Raw genomic sequence first — 17,098 nt, forward strand, 5'->3', positions numbered from 1 at the left:
GTGCTCCATCGGAAGTTTCAGGGCGCGACGATGGCGGTCAGGCCGTTATGGCGCGCGGCCCTGGCCAGGCGGCCGTCGCGCTTGATGTCCGAGACGAACTGGTTCAGGCGCGCCAGCCACTGGGCGTCGGCAGGGCTGGCCGCATAGCCGTAGGGCAGCACATGGAAGGGCTGGGGCGGCGCGATCAGCTGCACCCAGTCCGAGCTGTCCAGCAGCTTGCGGCTGTACGGGTAGTCGGTCATGAACACGTCCACGCGCCCGGCCATGAGTTCCTTTTCGCGGGTTTGCGGCGGCTCCACCAGCACCAGGTGCGCATGCCTGAGCGACTCGCGCATGACCGGCTCCATGAAGGTGCCGCGCTGCACGGCCACCTGCACGCCGGGCTGGTCGATGTCGGCCCAGCTGCGCACGGCGGGGTTGCTCTTGGTGGTGATGCCGTAGATATCGCTGCTCAGGTAGGGCTGGGTGAAGCGCAGCTGCTGCTGGCGCTGCGGCAGGATGCCGACGGCGAACATGGCCACGTCGCAGCGCGACTCCAGCAGGTCGGGCACCAGCCGCGAGAAGGACGAGTCCACATGCTGCAGCCGCGCGCCAAGGTCTTTGGCCAGCTCTGCCGAGAGCTCCGCGTCGATGCCCGTGAGCCTGCCCGTGCGTGCGTCACGGTAGGTGATGCCGTAGTAGTCGGGCCAGATGCAGACCTTCAGCGTGTGGCTGCTGGCCACGCGGTCCAGCACCTCGCCGGCCCGTGCTGTGCCAGGCCCCATGGCCAGCACCGCCACCCAGGCCGGCACCAGTGCCAGCAGCAGCGCCTGTACAACGGGCAGCACAACGGGCAGCACAGCGGGCAGCACAACGGCCTGCACGGCGGCCCGCACCAGCGCGGACAGGCGCGTGGCGTTCCCGGACGGTATCTGCCATCGGCCCGTGGCGGCCTGCGTGTGCATCGTCATCAGTCGCTCCTGTAAAGACTGGCCAGGGTCTCCAGCAGCCGGTTCGGGCTGAAGGGCTTGAGCAGGTATTCGTCGGCACCGGCATTGAAGCCCGCCTCGCGGTCCTGCGCACTGCCCCGGGCCGTCAGCAGGATCACCCGCGTGTGCCGCAGGTCGTAGGAGGTCTTGATGCGGCAGCACACCTCCAGGCCGTCCAGCGTCCCCGGCATCATCATGTCCAGCAGCACGACATCGGGCTGGCTGCGCTGGGCCAGGGCCCAGGCTTCGTCACCGGTCGGCGCCTCCATGACTTCGTATGCGCTGGACTCCAGCGTCATGCGCAACAGCTTGCGGATGTCGGCTTGGTCTTCGGCGATCAGTATCTTCTTCATGGCGGGCCTTTCGCAACGCAGTTGAAGGGTTCTGCGTTGGATTGAATCATAAATATCAAATTCATCAAATTTGTATTGTTTTTTTTAATCGTATTTGATGCAAAATTGCTGCCATGTCCGAGAACAGCACCCCACCAGGCCAAATTCCGCACTACACGACCGCTGAGGTGGCCAAGCTGCTGGGCATGGCGGTGCGGTCGGTTCAGCTCATGGTCGATCGCGGCGATCTGGAGGCCTGGAAGACCCCCGGGGGGCATCGGCGCATCACGCGCGCCTCCGTGGAACGCTGGCGCGGCAGGCAGGGCGATGCGGCCACCACGTCCGGGGCGCCAGCGGCGGCCCCGGCGCCCGCTCCCGCGCAGGCCGGCACGGGCCCGCGCGTGCTGCTGATCGAGGACTCCGTGCACTTCCAGAACCTGGTGCGCCTGCTGGTGCAGCGCCACTTTCCCGACGTGCAACTGCACGTGGCGCACGACGGGATCACCGGCATGGCGCTGTACGGGCAGATCCAGCCCGACGTGCTGCTGGTGGACATCCTGCTGCCCGACATCGACGGCGCCGCCCTCATCACCACCTTGCGCACGCATGAGCAGTTCGCGCGCTGCAAGCTTTTGGTGGTCACCTCGCTGGATGCGGCAGAGCGCGAGGCCTACGCCTTTGCGCTGGGCGGCGCGCGCGTGATCCACAAACCCCAGCTCGTGCAGGAGCTGCCCGAGGCGCTGGGCGAGCTGCTGGGCAGGCAGGCAGCGTGAATCCGGCCCATCCTGCGGTCCTGCTGGTGGAGGACGATGCCTCGATTGCGCGATTCGTCACGCTGGCGCTGGAGGGCATGCCCCTCACCCTGGTGTCCTGCGCGAGTGCGGAGCAGGCGCAGAGCCTGCTGCAGAGCCAGCCCTTTGCCCTGCTGATCACCGACCTGATGCTGCCCGGCGCCTCCGGGGTCGAGCTCATCGAATGGCTGCGCAACTCCCCGCAGGCAGGCTGCAGCGCCGTGGTCTTCAGCGCCGGCGTGCGGGCCGACGTGGCGCTGCGGCTGGAGCAACTGCAGGTCTGGGGCGTGCTGCGCAAGCCCGTGTCGGTGGCGCAACTGGTGGACTGCGTGGAATCGGTGCTGGCGGCGCAACCGGCCGGCTCGCCCGCGCCAGCCAGCGTGCAAGCCGCCGGTGCGGATGTGCCGGTGGATATGAAGGCGGATATGCCGGCGGATGTGCCGGCAGATGGCGGCCCGGCCGCCGTCTCCAGCTACTTCGGCGGCGATGCCGCCCTGTTCCACAGCTACCGCGCCAGCTGTCTTGCGCAGTTGCCCGACGATGTGGCGCTGGGCGAAAACCTGCTGGCCGCGCGCGATGCCGCTGCGCTGCGCCGGCTGGCGCACAACCTCAAAAGCGTGCTGCGCCTGCTGGGGCACGAGCAGGCCAGCGGCCTGGCGCAGACGCTGGAGCAGGCCTGCCTGGCCAGCGACTGGGCGGGCGCCACCGATGCCTGGCGGCAACTGGGCGCGGCCCTGCTGGGAATGCTGGACGGCGCGGGCCAGCGGCCCCGGCGCGGCTGACACCGCGCCCGCTATTCCGCCATCCCGCCGTCATTGCGGGGGCTGCGCCGCACCCAGCCGTGCCAGATTCCCGCCGCCGTGGGAATGGCCAGGCAGACGCCGGCCAGCATGTCGCCAAGGCCGCCGTCGCTGAACAGGGCCGAGACCAGGCCGATGGCCGTCAGCACGCCCAGCGCGATGGGCCAGCCCCAGAGGGCGAGAAAGCCCCGGTGTTGCGCGCCGCTCATGCCGTGATCTCCTTGCCGCGCGGCGCGGGCTGCGGGGCCGGCACGCTCTTGCCCTTTTTGACCCACAGGTACAGGCCCGTGCCCAGCACGATGATGCTGGCGATGTCCAGCAGCGCCCAGAGGATCTGCATGGCCCGCCCGCCGTAGTCGCCGAAGTGCAGCGGCTGGGACACCAGCAGCGCCGTCAGATACCAGGGCAGGGCGGGCGCGGCCGTGACCTGGGCGGTCTTGGCGTCCACCAGCACGGGCAGGAACAGGCGCGAGGTCAGGGGCTCGTTGCCGCGCAGGAAGAAGGTGTGGTGGTGCGGGCTGGAGAACGTGGTGCCGGGGAAGGCGATGAAGTACAGCTTGGTGCCCGGCACCTGCTGCTGGGCGGCCTGCAGCGATTGCTGCAGCGAGGCGCGCTCCGCCACCGGCACCGTGTCCTGGCCCTGGTAGGGCGCCAGCACGCTGCTGAGCTGGTCATGCTGCCAGTACTTGATCAGCAGGTCGGCCCAGGTATTGATCATGCCGGTGGCGCCCACCACGAACAGCCACACCAGCGTGACGATGCCCAGCAGGTTGTGCAGGTCCAGCCACTTCAGGCGCGGCTGGCGCGTGCGGCGCACGGTGCCGAAATCGAGCTTGCGCATGAAGGGCGCGTACAGCACCACGCCGCTGACGATGGCGATCAGCAGCAGCAGCCCCATGAAGCCCAGGAACAGCTTGCCCGGCAGCCCCGCGAACAGGTCCACGTGCAGCTTGAACATGACCCACATGAAGCCCTGGTCGAAGCGCGGCTGAGCCAGCAGCCCGGCCGTGCGCGCATCGATGACCACGGAGCGGAAATCGTCCGTGGGCGCCGGCGTGGGCGTCATGGTGACGAACCAGAGGTCATCGGTGTCGTCGGACTTGGAGACGAACTGCACCACGCGGTCCGGGTGCTGGGCGCGGGCCACCTCCAGCACCTTGTCCAGGCTGGCATGGGGCGTGCCCTGGGGCATGGGCGGGGCCTCCACCTCGGTGCCCAGCAGGTGGCCGATTTCGTGGTGGAAGATCAGCGGAAGGCCGGTCAGGCACAGCAGCAGCATGAAGACGGTGCAGACCAGGCTGCTCCATTTGTGCAACCAGGCCCAGGTCTTGATCGTGTGGCTTTGCATGGGGTGTTTTTTTTCTCTGACAGAAGGGGGCCTGCGGCCCCCGCCATCACCGCGCCCCCGGCGCCATGCCGGGGGCGGGGCGGTTGCCGGTGGCCGGGGGCTTAGAAGTCCACTTGTGCCGACAGCATCAGCGTGCGCGGCGCGCCCGTGGTGGTGTAGCCGGCGGCAGTCACCCAGTAGCTCTTGTTGCTGACGTTCTCCAGGCTGGCGCGCAGCACCACCGGCTTGCCGGCCACATGGGTGCGCAGGCGTGCGCCCAGGTCCAGGCGTGTCCAGCCGGGCATGCGCAGGATGTTGGCCGCGTCGTAGTACATGGACGAGGTGTGGATCACGCGGCCGTTCAGGCTCAGGCCCTCCACCCAGGGGGTATCCCAGTCCAGGCCCAGGTTGAAGGTGCGCTCGGGCACGCCGTTGGCATCGTTGCCCTGGTTCACGCCGCCTGCCGTGCGCGAGAGCTTGGCGTTGTTGAAGGCCGCGCTGGCCAGCAGGCGCAGGCCTTTCTGGATCTCGCCGTAGGCGGTCAGCTCCAGGCCGCGGTTGCGCGTCTCGCCGCCGAAGCTGTAGACATTGGTCACCGGGTCTGTCATGGAGCCCGGGCGCTGGATCTGGTAGAGCGCGGCCTGCGTGGTCATGCGGCCCCAGTCCACCTTCACGCCCACTTCGTACTGCTTGGACTTCTGCGGCGCGAACACCTGGCCGGCATTGGCCGTGTTGGGCCCGGCCGTGCCGCCTGCCGACAGGCCTGCCGTGTAGTTGGCGTAGACCGAGACATTGTTCTGCGGCTTGAACACCACGCCGGCCAGCGGCGTCACGGCGCTGGCCTTGTACAGCGTGGTGCCGCTGGCGTTCTTCTGGTCGATGGTCTGGTCGCGCAGGCCCACGGTCACCAGCACGCGGTCGCTGAACAGCGCCATGGTGTCGGCCAGCGCCAGGCTGTGCTGCGTCAGCTCGGCATTCTTGGTGGGCGCGCCGCGCACGAAGTCGATGGCAGGCAGGGGCGAGGGGTTGTAGATGTTGGAGGGGACGGCTTTGGTGGTCAGCTGGTAGAAGTAGCCGCTCTCGCGGTCCATGTAGTTGGCCGCGGCCACCACGGTGTGGCCGATGGCGCCGGTCTTGAAGCGCGTGCGCAGGCCCACGTCGGCCGAGGTGGTCTTGTTGAACTCGTCGTAGAAGCCGTTGCGCACCGTGAAGTTGCCCAGTGAGTCGATGCGCTGCACGGCCGTGGGGAAGCTCTGGTCGCTGGACACATCGCTGTAGCCCACGCCGCCGTAGACGGAGGTGTTGGCGTTGATGTCGTATTCCACGCGCGAGATCACGGTCTTGGCCTTGTCCAGCAGCTCCGTGCCCGGGTTGAAGTTGGTGCGGCTGTCGGGCACGGCGGGCACCTGGGTGATGCCGGCCAGGAAGGCGCTTTGCGGGCGGAATTCCGTGGTCTTGCCGCTGGTGGTCAGCGCGTCCAGCGACCAGCGCAGGCCCTGGCCTTCGTAGTCCAGGCCCACCGATGCCAGGCCCAGGCGCTGGCGGCCGCCGTCGATGTTGCCTTCGCCATTGCGCCACACGCCGTTCACGCGCACGCCCCACTGGTTGTCTTCGCCAAAGCGGCGGCCCACGTCCAGGTGGGTGCCGAACTGGGCCTTGCCCATGTAGGTGGCGGTCAGGCGGTTCAGCGGCACGTCGCCCGCGCGCTTGGTCACCACGTTGATGCTGCCGCCGATGCTGCCGCTGGGACCCACGCCATTGGTCAGCGAGCCGGGGCCCTTGAGCACTTCCACGCGCTCGATCACCTCCAGCGGCAGGCGCGTGGAGGGCGACAGGCCGTACAGGCCGTTCACCGACACATCGCGCATGGACAGGGAAAAGCCCCGCACCTGGAAGTCATCGCCATAGCCGCCGCGCGCCTGCAGCGTGCGCACCGAGGCGTCGTTCATCACCACGTCGGCGATGGTCAGCGCCTGCTGGTTCTCGATCAGCTCCGAGGTGTAGTTGGTCGTGCTGAAGGGCACGTTCATCTGGTCGGTCTTGCCGAGGATGCCCAGGTCGCCGCCGCGCGCGATCTGGCCGCCGGCATAGGTCTTTTGCAGTCCGCCAATGGCCTCGGCCTGGTCGCTCACCGTCACCTCCTTGAGGGCCGGGCCCTCGGCCGTCTGGGCCGCCACGCCCACGGCGGCCAGGGTCAGGCCGGCGCCCAGGCATTGGCGGATCAGGCGCGTGAGGGGGTGGGGAGCGAAGCGGAAGTCCGCAGGAGTGCTGTGGTGCGTCATGGCAGTCATGTGCAAAGGTTGGAAAACGGGAAGAAAAAGCGGGAAGAAAAACCGGGAAAGGAGGGCAGGCCGGCCGTGGCCCTAGAAGCGCGCGCGCAGCGACACCGTGACGTTGCGCGGATCGCCGTAGTAGTTGTTGAAGTAGGTGCTGTTGGGCGAGAACTTGGCGTAGTAGCGCTTGTCCAGCAGGTTGCTCACGTTGAGCTGCAGCGAGTAGGTGTCGTCCAGGCGGTAGGCCAGCAGCGCGTCAAAAAGCGCATAGCCACCCTGGCGGGTGGTGACATCGCCCACGCTGGCGTAGGCATCGCTTTGCAGCCGCACGCCGGCGCCTGCGGTCCATCCCTGCAAGGGCCCCTTGAAGCGGTGGCTGGCAAACAGGCGCAGCGCATGGCGCGGGTCCACGGGCCGCAGCGGCTGGCCCACGTTGGCCTCGGAGGCGTCGCGCAGGTACCTGGCCTGGGTGTAGGTGTAGCCGGCCAGCACCTGCCAGCCTGGCGCGGGCTCGCCGGACAGCTCCAGCTCCCAGCCCTGGCTGCGGCTCTTGCCGCCGGCCATGAAGCAGTGGCTGGTCGGGTAGTACGGCAGGCAGGGCATGGCCGATGCCGTGTCCTGCATGGCGCTGCCCACGCGCTGGATGCGGAACACCGACATGCTGCCCTGCAGCCGGCCGTCCATGAAACTGCCCTTGAGCCCGGCCTCCAGGTCCTCGCCCCGGGCGGGCGCCAGGATGCTGCCGTCGGCGGCCTTCTTGTCCTGGGGGCTGAAGATCTCGCTGTAGCTGGCATAGGCGTCGAGCGTGTCCGACAGCGCATGCACCAGGCCCGCATAGGGCGTCAGCTCGCGGCGCACGCTGTAGCCGCTTTGGGCATTGCCGGGTTCGAGATAGCTCCACCAGCTCAGGCGCGCGCCGGCAATGGCGGTGAGCGAGTCGGTCAGCGACAGCCGGGCCCGCGCGAATCCGCCGTACTGGTGGATGTGGGACACGGGCGATGAATAGGCGTTGCCGTTGCCCTCGCTGTAGAACGGCTCCGGATAGCTGGTGTACGGATTCCAGCCGCGGATGTCCACATTGCGCAGCGGGCTCACTCCCCAGTAGCCCGTGGCGCCCGTGCTGCGGATGCGCTGCAGGTCGGCGCCCAGCGACAGCTCGTGCCTGCGGCCCAGGGCCTCGAAGGGGCCGCTGGCCAGCAGGCTCAGCGCGTTCTGCGTGCTGCCGTCGCCGCCATAGATGGAGGTGCTCACGTCGAACAGATAGGGATTGCTGTCGCTGGCTCTGGAAAACGAGGTCTGCTTGAACCCGTCCGACCGAAAGCGCGTGTGCGCCGCCTGGGCCTTCAGTTGCCAGCCGCTGTCCAGCCGGTGCTCCAGCTCGGCAAAGGCCTGCTGGTTGTGGCGGTCCCAGGTATTCCAGGGCGTGCCCAGGTAGGTGCTGCGCGGCAGGCCGAGCTGGCTGCCGTCGGCAGCGGCGGGCAGGCCGCCCCAGGAGCCCGTGGCCTGCAGGTCCGTGTGCTGCAGGCCGGCCGTGAGCGTGGTGCGCGGCCCCAGGTCCGCCTCCAGCACGCCGTACAGGCCCAGGCGCTTTTCCTTGCGCGCGGTCTGGAACGATGCCTTGTCGTCCGCCAGCGCCACCAGCCGGCCGCGCAGCGTGCCGGCTGCGTTCAGCGGGCCGGACAGGTCGGCCTCCATGCGCTGGCGGTCCCAGGAGCCCAGCGTCAGCGCGGCCGAGCCCTGCCATTGCGCTGTGGGCCGCTTGCGCACCATGTTCACCATGGCCGAGGGCGAGCCCGCGCCACGCAGCAGGCCCGTGGCGCCGCGCAGCACCTCCACGCGGTCCAGCATGGCCGTATCGGGCTGGATGAAGGTGGAAGCCGAGGCCACCTGGTTCACATTGAGCCCGTCCACTTGCAGCGAATCGATCTGGTAGCCGCGCGAGTAATAGGCGATGCGCTCGCTGTCGATGTACTCCACCGTCACGCCCGGCGTGTGCTGCAGCACGGCATGCAGGTCGGGCAGGGCCTGCTCGTCCAGCCACTGGCGCGTGAGCACGGTCACGGGCTGCGGGATGTCGCGCACCGACTGAAGCCCCTTGTAGCCCGTGACCAGGCTGGCCGCGTAGCTGTCCGATGCCTCGGTCGTGGCACTGGCCGGTGCCGTGGCCCGGACCGTGACCGTGCCCAGCGTCTGCCCGCCCGTGCCCGAGGCCGCCGCTGGCAGCGGCCGCAGCGTATAGACGCCGCTGGACTCGCGCACGGCCTGCAGCGCCGTGCCCTGCAGCAGCCTCGCAAAACCGTCTTCCACCGCATAGCTGCCCTGCAGTCCCGGGGACTGCAACCGGCCCAGCTGCGCGGCATCAAACGACAGCGCAACGCCAGCCTGGTTGGCGTACTGCGCGATCACATGCGTGAGAGGGCCGGCCGCAATCGAAAAGCTGCGCTGGCCGGCTTGGGCGGCCTGGGCGGACGGCGCCGCATGGACGCAGTCCGCTGCCGTGGCAACCAGCATCGCCACGCCCAGCGCCGCTGCCACCCCAGCCATCCCCATGGACGCAGGCCAGCCCCGTGCGGCTGCAAGGCCGTCCTGGGGCTGGTGGAGGTGGGGGCGGGGCATGGGGCTGGGAAAAGTGGTGTGACTCCCCGTATGCCGAACAAGCCCTGCCGATCCTGCAAGTTCTGCTGGACTTTTTTTGCGCTGCCGCTGAGATTTTCTCCGTTACTTCCCGTTGATCACCAGGTGGAATAAGGCTGGATTGCTATGGTTTTATTTTCAACCAATGCCTCAGGACACCACCACCGGCCTGGGCTGGCGCGTCCCCGCCAGCGCCAGGCCCGCGAACAGCATCAGCATCAGGCCGTAGGCATAGGTGACCGGCAACAGGCCGAAGCGCGCGGCGGCCATGCCCGCCGCGATGGCCGGCACGCTGAACGCCAGGTAGCTGGCGATGTAGATGGCCGAGATCAGGGCGCCGCGCTCGTGCGGCTCGGCCAGCGGGATCACGCTGCGCAGCGCGCCCTGGAAGCCCACGCCGAAGCCCGCGCCCGCCACCACCGAGGCGCCCAGCACCAGGGGCAGGCCTTGCAGATGGGCGCCGACCAGCAGCAGGGCCACCCCGGCCAGCAGTCCGCTGCCGCCGAACTGCAGCATGGCGCGCGGCGCGCGGCTGCGCAGGGTCCAGATGGCGGCGGCGGCGCTCAGCGTGTTGATGCACACGGCAAAGCTGGCGGCGACCTCCGAGCCCGTGACCGAGCGGATCATCGAAGGGCCCAGCGACAGGTAAAAGCCCCCCAGCGCCCACACCGTGATGCTCATGGGCAGCACGCGCATGAAGTCGGCCCGGGCCTGGCCCGGAATCCGCACGCGCGGGCGCATGGCGGCCAGTGCGCCGGGGCGGCGCGCGCCCGTCTCGGGCAGCACGGCCATGGCGGCGGCCACGGCCACGAAGATCAGCGCCATGAGCCAGAACACCAGGCCCAGCTGCTGGCGCCACAGCTGGGTGAACTCGCCCGCCACGACAATGCCCGCCGCCATGCCGACCATGGGCGCCATGGTGCTCACCAGCGTGCCGCGCTCGCGGTGCAGGTCCAGCAGCGCCGCGCCCATGGCCGCGCTGGCCATGCCGGTGGCAAAGCCCTGCAGCACGCGCGCCAGCACCAGGGCCTGCACGTCGCCCGCGCGGGCGAACACCGCCAGCGAGACGATCTCCAGCACCAGCGCCGCCAGGATCACGGGCTTGCGGCCCAGGTGGTCCGACAGCGCGCCCGTGGTGAGCAGGGCCAGCAGCAGACTCAGCGCATAGACCGCGAAGACCAGGGTCAGCATGCCGGAGGAAAAGCCCCAGTCATGCTGGTAGAGCCGGTACAGCGGCGTGGGCGCGCTGGAGGCCGCGAAGAAGCTGCCCAGGCCGAAGGCCAGGACGGCCAGGCTGCGGCCTGGCCGGGCAGCGGGAGTGGAGTTGGATGGTTGCAGTACCGACATGGTTAAGAGCCCTGCTGCACAATTAATGCAAAGTTTTTGCGTTAGCGAATTCTGCGCTTGTGCGCTGCTAACGCAAATTTTTAGCTTTAATAACCATGAGCACGCAAGTCCCATCCCTTTCCAAAACAGGCGGTCCCGCCCGTCCCGGCGGACGCAGCGCGCGCATCCAGGCCACGGTCTACCAGACCGTCAAGGGCCTGCTGGAAACCATGCCGCGCGAGGAATTGAGCTTTCCGCTCATCGCCGCCCAGGCGGGCGTGACGCCGTCCACCCTCTACCGGCGCTGGGGCGACATACAGCAGCTGCTGGCCGATGTGGCCGTGGAAATCATCCGGCCCACGGCGCCGCCGCTGGACACGGGCACGCTGGAGGGCGACCTGCTGGCCTGGGCCGAGCAGTTCCTGGAGGAATCGGCCTCGCCCTTGGGCCGCACCATGCTGCGCGACATGGCCGCCGCAGCGGGCAACGAGCACACGCCCTGCGCCTGCGTGGAAATCCTGCGCGGGCAACTGGCGCAGATCGGCGAGCGCGCAGCGCGGCGTGGCGAGGCGATGCCCGCTGCGGACACCCTGATCGACGCGCTGGCCGCGCCCATCGTCTACCGCGTGCTGTTCGACCTGCCGCCGTCCCTGGAACACGTGCAGGCAAGGGTGCGCGGCCTGCTGCAGGGTGAAACGGCCTAGCCCTTCAGCGCGCGCGCCAGCACCTCGAAGATCCGCGCATCCGAGCACTGCGCCACATTGAAGCGCAGGAAGTCGCCCGCGCTCTGCGACTGGCTGAAGGCATTGCCGGGCGCCAGCACCACGCCATCCTCCAGGCAGGTGCGCGCAAGCGCCGTGGCATCCATGCCCCCGGGCAACTGGCACCACAGGAACATGCCGGCCTGCGGCACCAGCCAGGGCTTCATGCCCAGGGCCTGCAGCCGCGCGGCCGTGCGTTCCATCTCCTGCGCCAGCCGCAGCCGCACGGACTCCATGTGCCTGCGGTAGCCGCTGTCGGTCAGCGTGCGCAGCACGATGTCGGCGGCCATGCGCCCGCCCCCGAAGTTGGTGGCGATCTTCAGGTCCGCCAGGTCCTGCGTCCAGTCGGGCCGCGCCGCGATGAAGCCGCAGCGCAGCGAGGCCGACACCGTCTTGGAGAAGCTGCCGATCTGGATCACGCGCGACAGGCCGTCGAAGGCCGCCAGCCGGGGCGCCGCATGGGTCTCCAGGTCGCAGAAGATGTCGTCCTCCACGATCACCAGGTCCGAGCTGTCGGCCAGCTTCAGGATGCGGTGCGCCACCAGTGGCGACAGCGTGGCGCCCGTCGGGTTGTGGATGGCCGAATTGGTGATGTACATGCGTGGCGAGTGGGCCTGCAGCGCGTCGGCGAACCGGGCCACGTCGGGCCCCTGCGGCGTGTAGGGCACGCTCACGGCCTGCACGCGGTGCGCCTTGAGCAGCGCATGGAAATTGAAATAGCAGGGGTCGTCGATCAGCACCGTATCGCCGGGCTCCAGCAGGAAACGGCAGACCAGGTCGATGGAGTGCGTGCCCGACTCCGTCAGCAGGATCTGCTCGGGCGAGGTCTCCAGCCCCATGGCGGCCATGCGCCGCGCCAGCAGGCGGCGCAGTGCCGGGTGGCCCAGCGGCGTTGCGTACTCCGTCAGCTCCAGCGTGCCCGAGCGCGCCAGGGAACGCAGCGCGCGGCGAACGCCTTCCTCGTACAGCCATGAAGGCGGCAGCCAGCCGCAGCCCGGCTTGAGCGCGTGGGCATCTGCCTGCAGCGACTGGCGGGCCAGCCACAGGGGGTCGACTTCCCTGTCCACGCGGGGCCCGATACCGCCCAGCGCCAGCGGCGCCACCGGCCCCGCCACATAAAAGCCCGAGCCCGGGCGCGAGGCGATCACCCCCTCGGCCGCCAGCCGCTCATAGGCCTCCACCACCGTGGACACCGACACCTGCATGGCCTGCGCCTGCGCGCGCACCGAGGGCAGGCGCGTGCCGGGCAGATAGGTGCGCGCGGCGATGCGCGACTGGATCTCTTCCATCACCGCCTGGATGCGTGTGCCGCTGCGCATGGCTGTTCTCTCTTCTGTAGTGGATTTGTGTGCATAACAGTTCTTTTGAATTGTATTGGACTGTCTATGGAAGATCCGGCCGTGCAATGGCCCACTGCCCGCTGCAAACCAAGGAGCTTTTTGATGGACAAGACAAGCAGCGGGTGGATCAACGGATTCATCGGCGTGGCGATCTTTGCGGGATCACTGCCGGCCACCCGCGTGGCGGTCGCCGACCTGGACCCCACCTTCCTGACCTGTGCGCGCGCCAGCATCGCGGCATTGCTGGCCCTGGCCATGCTGCTGGCGCTGCGCCAGCCCCGGCCCGCGCGTGCCGACATGCCTTCGCTGGCGCTGAGTGCGCTGGGCGGCGTGGTGGGGTTTCCGCTGCTGACCGCGCTGGCGCTGCAGTACGTCACCTCGGCGCATTCCATCGTCTTCGTGGGCCTGCTGCCCCTGTCCACGGCCGTGTTCGCCGTGCTGCGCGGCGGCGAGCGCCCGCGCCCGGCCTTCTGGCTGTTCTCGCTGGCGGGCGCGGCCTTCGTGGCCGGCTATGCGGCCGTGGGCGGGGCCGGGGGCTCGCTGCGCGGCGATCTGCTCATGCTGGCCGCCATCATCGTCTGCGGCCTGGGCTATGCCGAGGGCGCGCGCCTGTCGCGCACGCTGGGCGGCTGGCAGGTCATCAGCTGGTCGCTGGTGCTGGCCCTGCCCGTCATGCTGCCGGCCGCCCTGATCAGCATGCCAGCATCGCTGGCCGATGTGGGCCGGCCCGCATGGCTGGGCCTGGCCTATGTCTCGCTGTTCAGCATGCTCATCGGCTTCGTGTTCTGGTACCGGGGCCTGGCGCAGGGCGGCATTGCGGCCGTGGGCCAGATCCAGCTGCTGCAGCCCTTCATGGGCCTGGGCCTGGCGGCCCTGCTGCTGCACGAGCAGGTGAGCTGGGGCATGGTGCTGGTCACCATGGCCGCCGTGGTCTGCGTGGCCGGGGCGAAGAAGTACGCGCGCTGAGCCCGTCCGGCGTGGTGCAGGGCGTGGTGCAGGGCGTGGTGCGGGGGGAGCGATGCAGGGCGGTCAGCGCCCGGCCTCGCGCATCACCTGCTGCGCGAACTCTGCGGCCGAACCCTCGAACGGCTGGTTGCTGGCCGCCTCCAGCCGGCTGCGGATGGCCGGCGCGCGCAGCGCCTGGGCCACCGCAGCATTGATGCGCTGGGCCAGCGCTGGCGCCATCTGCGGCGGCGCGAACAGGCCGAACAGCGAATCCAGGTTGGCCTGCGCATGGCCCAGCTGCGCCAGCGTGGGCACATCGGGCAGGGCTGCCAGCCGCTGCGGCGCGCCCACGGCCAGGGCCTTGAGGCGGCCCGCGCGCAGCGCCTGCAGCTGCAGCGGCGCCACATTGGTGGACAGCAGCTCGAAATGCCCGGCCAGCGCATCGTTGAGCTGCTGGCCCCCGCCCTTGTAGGGCACATGCACGATGGGAATGCGCGTGGCCTGCTCTATGCGCTGCAGCACGGCGTGGCCCGTCGTGCCCTCGCCCGTGGTGGCCCAGCGTATGCCGCCGGGCATGCCGCGCGCCTCGGCCAGCATGCCTTCGAAATCTGCGGCCTTCAGCGCCGGCGTGCCCACCAGCAGCATGGGCGTGCGCATCACGCCGGCCACGGGCGTCACGGAGGCTGCGGCCAGGCCCACGGCGGTGGCGGCGGCAAAGACCAGGGTGCGGCCGTCTGGCGCGCTGCGCGCCAGCAGCTCCAGCGCCACGGTGCCGCTGGCGCCGGGGCGGTTGTCCACGATCACGGCCGTGCCCCATTGCTGCGCCAGTTGCTCGGCCAGGGCGCGGGCCACCATGTCGCTGACACCGCCTGCGGGGTAGGCCACCACGATCCGCACGCTGGCGCCCGGCCAGGCGGGCCGGGCCGGCAATGCCTGGGCGGGCCAGGCCAGCGCGCAGGCACCCGCCGCCAGCAGGGCGCGCCGGCCGGTATCGGTGCCTTGCGGTGCCTGCATGCCTCAGCCGCCCGGCGCCTGGTGGCGCTGCGCCAGCTCGCGCGCCAGGGCGATGAAGGTGGCCGCGGGTCCTGCGCCGCCGGTTTCCGTACCGGCCTCGCGATGCACCAGGGTGAGTGGGGCGCTCAGCCGCACGGCGGGCTCGAAGGCGCGGTAGACCACGGCCTCGGGATGGGCGCCGCGCACCGAGGCGGGCACGATGGACAGGCCCACGCCTGCCGCCACCAGGTTCACATTGGTCATCATGCGTTCCACCTCGGCGGCCACCTCCACCTGTACCTTGTGCCGGGCGCACAGCGCCAGCAGGTTCGCGTACAGCCCCGGCGCGCCCGTGCGCCGCACAAGGATCAGGCGCTCGCCATCGAGCTGCCTGAGCGCCACGGGCCGCGATGCATCGCGCGCCAGCCGGTGGTCCACGGGAATGGCCAGCAGCGCGGGCTCCTGCAGCAGCGTCTCGAACACCAGGCCTTCGGGCTGGGCCACCGGCACGCGCAGAAAGCCGCAGTGCATGCGCCCGGCCTGCACGGCCTCGGTGATCTCGGCGGCATTGTTCTCGCTCACATCCAGCGCAATGTCGGGATGGCGGCCACGGCACAGGCGCAGCACCTCGGGTGTGAAGGCGTGGGCCGCCGCCGAGCTGGTGAAGCCCACATGGATGCGCCCGCGCTCGCCGCGCGCAAAGGCCTGCATGCGGTCGCGCATGGCGGTGAAGTCGGCCAGCAGCCGCGTGGCCTCGCCCTGCAGCTCCAGGCCCGCGTCGGTCAGGTCCACGCCCTTGGGGTGGCGCCGGAACAGGGCAATGCCCAGCTCCTCCTCCAGCGCGCGGATCTGCTGCGACAGCGGCGGCTGCTGCATGCCCAGCAGCTCGGCCGCGCGCGTGATGTGGCCGGTATCGGCCACGGCCAGGAAGTAACGGAGATGGCGCAGTTCCATATATGTGAAAAGTATCCAGCCGATATCCTAAAAATCTTTGAAATATTGGACAAGCCTCTACAGAATCCCATCCAGTTACCGATGCGACCGCTTGCCGCGGCGCGGCAGGTGACTTCCAACAAGAAGCCAAGACAGGAGACAAGACATGCAAGCATCCGCGTATTTCCCCCTGCGTCCCGCCAGCGCCTCGCTGCTGGCCGCGCTCGCCCTGGCCGGCTGCGGCGGCGGCTCGGCCGTGCTGCACGGGCCGGTCACCTCCATCGAGACCGCTCCCAAGAGCACGGCCTGCCCCGCCGAGATTCCTGCGGGCGTCAGCTGCTGGGCCGGGCAGGACTCCAAGGGCGCCTACTACCTGATCGCCAAGCCCGCGCAGTGGAACGGCACCCTGGTGCTGCACGCCCACGGCGGCCCGGACCTGGCCGCGCCCACCGCCGACCGTGCGGCCGAAGACCTGGTGCGCTGGTCCATCATGGTGCGCGCAGGCTACGCCTGGGCCGGCTCCACCTACCGCCAAGGCGGCGTGGAAGTGCGCGCCGCCGCCGAGGACACCGAGCGCCTGCGCGGCATCTTCCGCCAGCATGTGGCCAAGCCGCAGCGCACCATCCTGCACGGCCAGTCCTGGGGTGCGGGCGTGGCGGCCAAGGGCGCGGAAATGTTCAACGAGCAGACCGTGGGCGAGCGCCCCTACGACGGCGTGCTGCTGACCAGCGGCGTGCTGGGCGGCGGCACCCATGCCTACGACTTCCGCACCGACCTGCGCGTGGTCTACCAGTACCTGTGCGGCAACCACCCGCGCCCCAATGAGCCGCAGTACGCGCTCAACCTGGGCCTGCCCGCGGACGCCAAGATGCGCCAGGCCGACGTGGCCCTGCGCGTGAACGAATGCCTGGCGCTGGACAAGCCCGCCGCCCAGCGCACGGCCGCGCAGCAGGCGAAGATCGACACCATCACCAAGGTCATCAAGATCCCCGAAAGCGCCATCCAGTCGCACATGAACTGGGGAACCATGCACTTCCAGGACATCTCGGCCAAGCGCACGGGCGGCGCCAGCCCCTTCGGCAACGAGGGTGCGGTCTATGCGGGCTCGGCCGACGATGCCGCGCTCAATGCCGGCGTGCTGCGCTACCGCGCCGACCCTGCGGCCTACCGCAAGTTCGCCGATGACACCGACCCCGTGGGCAGGATTGGCGTGCCGGTCCTCTCGGCCAAGTGGATCAGCGACCCTACGGCCTTCGTGGAGCTGGATGCGCGGTTTCGTGCGGTGATGCAGCAGGGCGGCAGCGGGGACCGGCTGGTGCAGACCTTTACGCGGCAGGGGACGCACAGCTATATCAGCGATGCGACCTATCCCACGTTGATGACTGCGTTGATGCAGTGGGTGGAGGCGGGGGTGAAGCCGACTGCTGCGGGGATTGCTACGGCCTGTTCTGCTAATGAGGCCAAGTTTGGGGTGGGGTGTAGTTTTGATGCGGCTTATGTGCCGGCTGCGTTGGGGGCTCGGGTGCCTGAGAGGGCGCGGCCTTCTTTGCCGTGAGCTGGGTTTTGACCCTGCCGGGTGGTGTTTTTTCGAGGCCGGGTTTCGGCCCGGCGGCCGACCTACCTTCTTTTGCTTCGCCAAAAGAACGTAGGCCAAGAAAAGGCGACCCGGATGTCC

Annotated in this window: 15 protein-coding genes; 5 read left to right on the top strand and 10 right to left on the bottom strand. The window is 69.4% G+C overall.

Translation table 11 applies throughout. The features are described from left to right. Positions 1-17: 17 nt before the first annotated feature. Together ACUTR7_RS15845 and ACUTR7_RS15850 are read right to left on the bottom strand one after the other, a co-directional pair. Positions 18-950 carry an ABC transporter substrate-binding protein gene (locus ACUTR7_RS15845; RefSeq protein WP_445609209.1) on the bottom strand — a complete coding sequence of 311 codons (933 nt, stop codon included), beginning with the start codon at positions 948-950 and terminating at the stop codon, positions 18-20. After that, complete coding sequence (locus tag ACUTR7_RS15850; RefSeq protein ID WP_012203798.1) at positions 950-1,321, bottom strand: response regulator transcription factor; 372 nt, start codon at positions 1,319-1,321, stop codon at positions 950-952. Before ACUTR7_RS15850 ends, ACUTR7_RS15845 begins: the two co-directional genes overlap by 1 nt. Positions 1,322-1,434: 113 nt before the next feature. Here ACUTR7_RS15850 and ACUTR7_RS15855 point away from each other — a divergent pair, with 113 nt between their 5' ends. Further along, on the top strand, positions 1,435-2,073 hold the full coding sequence (locus ACUTR7_RS15855; RefSeq protein WP_012203799.1) for a response regulator: 639 nt from the start codon (positions 1,435-1,437) through the stop codon (positions 2,071-2,073). Continuing rightward, complete coding sequence (locus ACUTR7_RS15860) at positions 2,070-2,873, top strand: response regulator (protein WP_088166274.1); 804 nt, start codon at positions 2,070-2,072, stop codon at positions 2,871-2,873. Before ACUTR7_RS15855 ends, ACUTR7_RS15860 begins: the two co-directional genes overlap by 4 nt. A gap of 11 nt (positions 2,874-2,884) precedes the next feature. Here the strand turns inward: ACUTR7_RS15860 and ACUTR7_RS15865 are convergent, their stop codons facing one another. The 5 genes from ACUTR7_RS15865 to ACUTR7_RS15885 form a co-directional block, all read right to left on the bottom strand. Continuing rightward, the gene (locus ACUTR7_RS15865; protein WP_088166275.1) at positions 2,885-3,100 is read right to left on the bottom strand and encodes a hypothetical protein; all 216 of its coding nucleotides are present in this window, start codon (positions 3,098-3,100) and stop codon (positions 2,885-2,887) included. Continuing rightward, complete coding sequence (locus ACUTR7_RS15870) at positions 3,097-4,239, bottom strand: PepSY-associated TM helix domain-containing protein (RefSeq protein WP_445609210.1); 1,143 nt, start codon at positions 4,237-4,239, stop codon at positions 3,097-3,099. The genes ACUTR7_RS15865 and ACUTR7_RS15870 overlap by 4 nt, the downstream gene beginning before the upstream one ends. 101 nt (positions 4,240-4,340) lie before the next feature. After that, positions 4,341-6,509, bottom strand: coding sequence for a TonB-dependent receptor (locus ACUTR7_RS15875; RefSeq protein ID WP_445609211.1), 2,169 nt, complete (start codon positions 6,507-6,509; stop codon positions 4,341-4,343). 72 nt (positions 6,510-6,581) lie between these two features. Then, positions 6,582-9,107, bottom strand: a complete 2,526-nt coding sequence (locus ACUTR7_RS15880) for a TonB-dependent siderophore receptor (protein ID WP_445609212.1) — start codon at positions 9,105-9,107, stop codon at positions 6,582-6,584. 168 nt (positions 9,108-9,275) lie between these two features. Beyond that, the gene (locus ACUTR7_RS15885; RefSeq protein ID WP_445609213.1) at positions 9,276-10,472 is read right to left on the bottom strand and encodes an MFS transporter; all 1,197 of its coding nucleotides are present in this window, start codon (positions 10,470-10,472) and stop codon (positions 9,276-9,278) included. Positions 10,473-10,567: 95 nt separating this feature from the next. Between ACUTR7_RS15885 and ACUTR7_RS15890 the strand changes: the two genes are divergently transcribed. Then, a complete protein-coding gene (locus ACUTR7_RS15890) occupies positions 10,568-11,155 on the top strand; it encodes a TetR/AcrR family transcriptional regulator C-terminal ligand-binding domain-containing protein (RefSeq protein ID WP_445609214.1) in 588 nt (195 codons plus the stop codon). Here the strand turns inward: ACUTR7_RS15890 and ACUTR7_RS15895 are convergent. Next, positions 11,152-12,531: an aminotransferase-like domain-containing protein gene (locus tag ACUTR7_RS15895; protein ID WP_445609215.1), complete on the bottom strand. Its 1,380-nt coding sequence runs from the start codon at positions 12,529-12,531 to the stop codon at positions 11,152-11,154. The two genes, ACUTR7_RS15890 and ACUTR7_RS15895, sit on opposite strands and share 4 nt — an antisense overlap. 123 nt (positions 12,532-12,654) lie before the next feature. On the opposite strand from ACUTR7_RS15895, the gene ACUTR7_RS15900 reads away from it, so the two are divergent. Further along, positions 12,655-13,518 (top strand): DMT family transporter, encoded by an 864-nt coding sequence (locus ACUTR7_RS15900; protein WP_043825296.1) that lies wholly within the window; start codon positions 12,655-12,657, stop codon positions 13,516-13,518. A 63-nt stretch (positions 13,519-13,581) separates the two neighbouring features. Here the strand turns inward: ACUTR7_RS15900 and ACUTR7_RS15905 are convergent, their stop codons facing one another. Further along, the gene (locus tag ACUTR7_RS15905) at positions 13,582-14,511 is read right to left on the bottom strand and encodes a tripartite tricarboxylate transporter substrate binding protein (RefSeq protein ID WP_445609216.1); all 930 of its coding nucleotides are present in this window, start codon (positions 14,509-14,511) and stop codon (positions 13,582-13,584) included. Between the two features lie 3 nt (positions 14,512-14,514). Continuing rightward, a complete protein-coding gene (locus ACUTR7_RS15910) occupies positions 14,515-15,444 on the bottom strand; it encodes a LysR family transcriptional regulator (RefSeq protein ID WP_239973998.1) in 930 nt (309 codons plus the stop codon). Between the two features lie 145 nt (positions 15,445-15,589). On the opposite strand from ACUTR7_RS15910, the gene ACUTR7_RS15915 reads away from it, so the two are divergent. Beyond that, the gene (locus tag ACUTR7_RS15915) at positions 15,590-16,978 is read left to right on the top strand and encodes a hypothetical protein (RefSeq protein ID WP_445609217.1); all 1,389 of its coding nucleotides are present in this window, start codon (positions 15,590-15,592) and stop codon (positions 16,976-16,978) included. Positions 16,979-17,098: the final 120 nt, after the last annotated feature.

The organism is Delftia sp. NA_296.1 (assembly GCF_052692095.1).

What these genes read in the sequence shown, in the direction of transcription:
- ACUTR7_RS15880 (WP_445609212.1), bottom strand. Translation starts at nt 9,107, where the DNA reads ATGCCCCGCCCCCACCTCCACCAGCCCCAGGACGGCCTTGCAGCCGCA.
- ACUTR7_RS15900 (WP_043825296.1), top strand. Translation starts at nt 12,655, where the DNA reads ATGGACAAGACAAGCAGCGGGTGGATCAACGGATTCATCGGCGTGGCG.
- ACUTR7_RS15855 (WP_012203799.1), top strand. Translation starts at nt 1,435, where the DNA reads ATGTCCGAGAACAGCACCCCACCAGGCCAAATTCCGCACTACACGACC.
- ACUTR7_RS15845 (WP_445609209.1), bottom strand. Translation starts at nt 950, where the DNA reads ATGACGATGCACACGCAGGCCGCCACGGGCCGATGGCAGATACCGTCC.
- ACUTR7_RS15910 (WP_239973998.1), bottom strand. Translation starts at nt 15,444, where the DNA reads ATGGAACTGCGCCATCTCCGTTACTTCCTGGCCGTGGCCGATACCGGC.
- ACUTR7_RS15865 (WP_088166275.1), bottom strand. Translation starts at nt 3,100, where the DNA reads ATGAGCGGCGCGCAACACCGGGGCTTTCTCGCCCTCTGGGGCTGGCCC.
- ACUTR7_RS15875 (WP_445609211.1), bottom strand. Translation starts at nt 6,509, where the DNA reads ATGACTGCCATGACGCACCACAGCACTCCTGCGGACTTCCGCTTCGCT.
- ACUTR7_RS15895 (WP_445609215.1), bottom strand. Translation starts at nt 12,531, where the DNA reads ATGCGCAGCGGCACACGCATCCAGGCGGTGATGGAAGAGATCCAGTCG.
- ACUTR7_RS15885 (WP_445609213.1), bottom strand. Translation starts at nt 10,472, where the DNA reads ATGTCGGTACTGCAACCATCCAACTCCACTCCCGCTGCCCGGCCAGGC.
- ACUTR7_RS15850 (WP_012203798.1), bottom strand. Translation starts at nt 1,321, where the DNA reads ATGAAGAAGATACTGATCGCCGAAGACCAAGCCGACATCCGCAAGCTG.
- ACUTR7_RS15905 (WP_445609216.1), bottom strand. Translation starts at nt 14,511, where the DNA reads ATGCAGGCACCGCAAGGCACCGATACCGGCCGGCGCGCCCTGCTGGCG.
- ACUTR7_RS15890 (WP_445609214.1), top strand. Translation starts at nt 10,568, where the DNA reads ATGAGCACGCAAGTCCCATCCCTTTCCAAAACAGGCGGTCCCGCCCGT.
- ACUTR7_RS15915 (WP_445609217.1), top strand. Translation starts at nt 15,590, where the DNA reads ATGCAAGCATCCGCGTATTTCCCCCTGCGTCCCGCCAGCGCCTCGCTG.
- ACUTR7_RS15870 (WP_445609210.1), bottom strand. Translation starts at nt 4,239, where the DNA reads ATGCAAAGCCACACGATCAAGACCTGGGCCTGGTTGCACAAATGGAGC.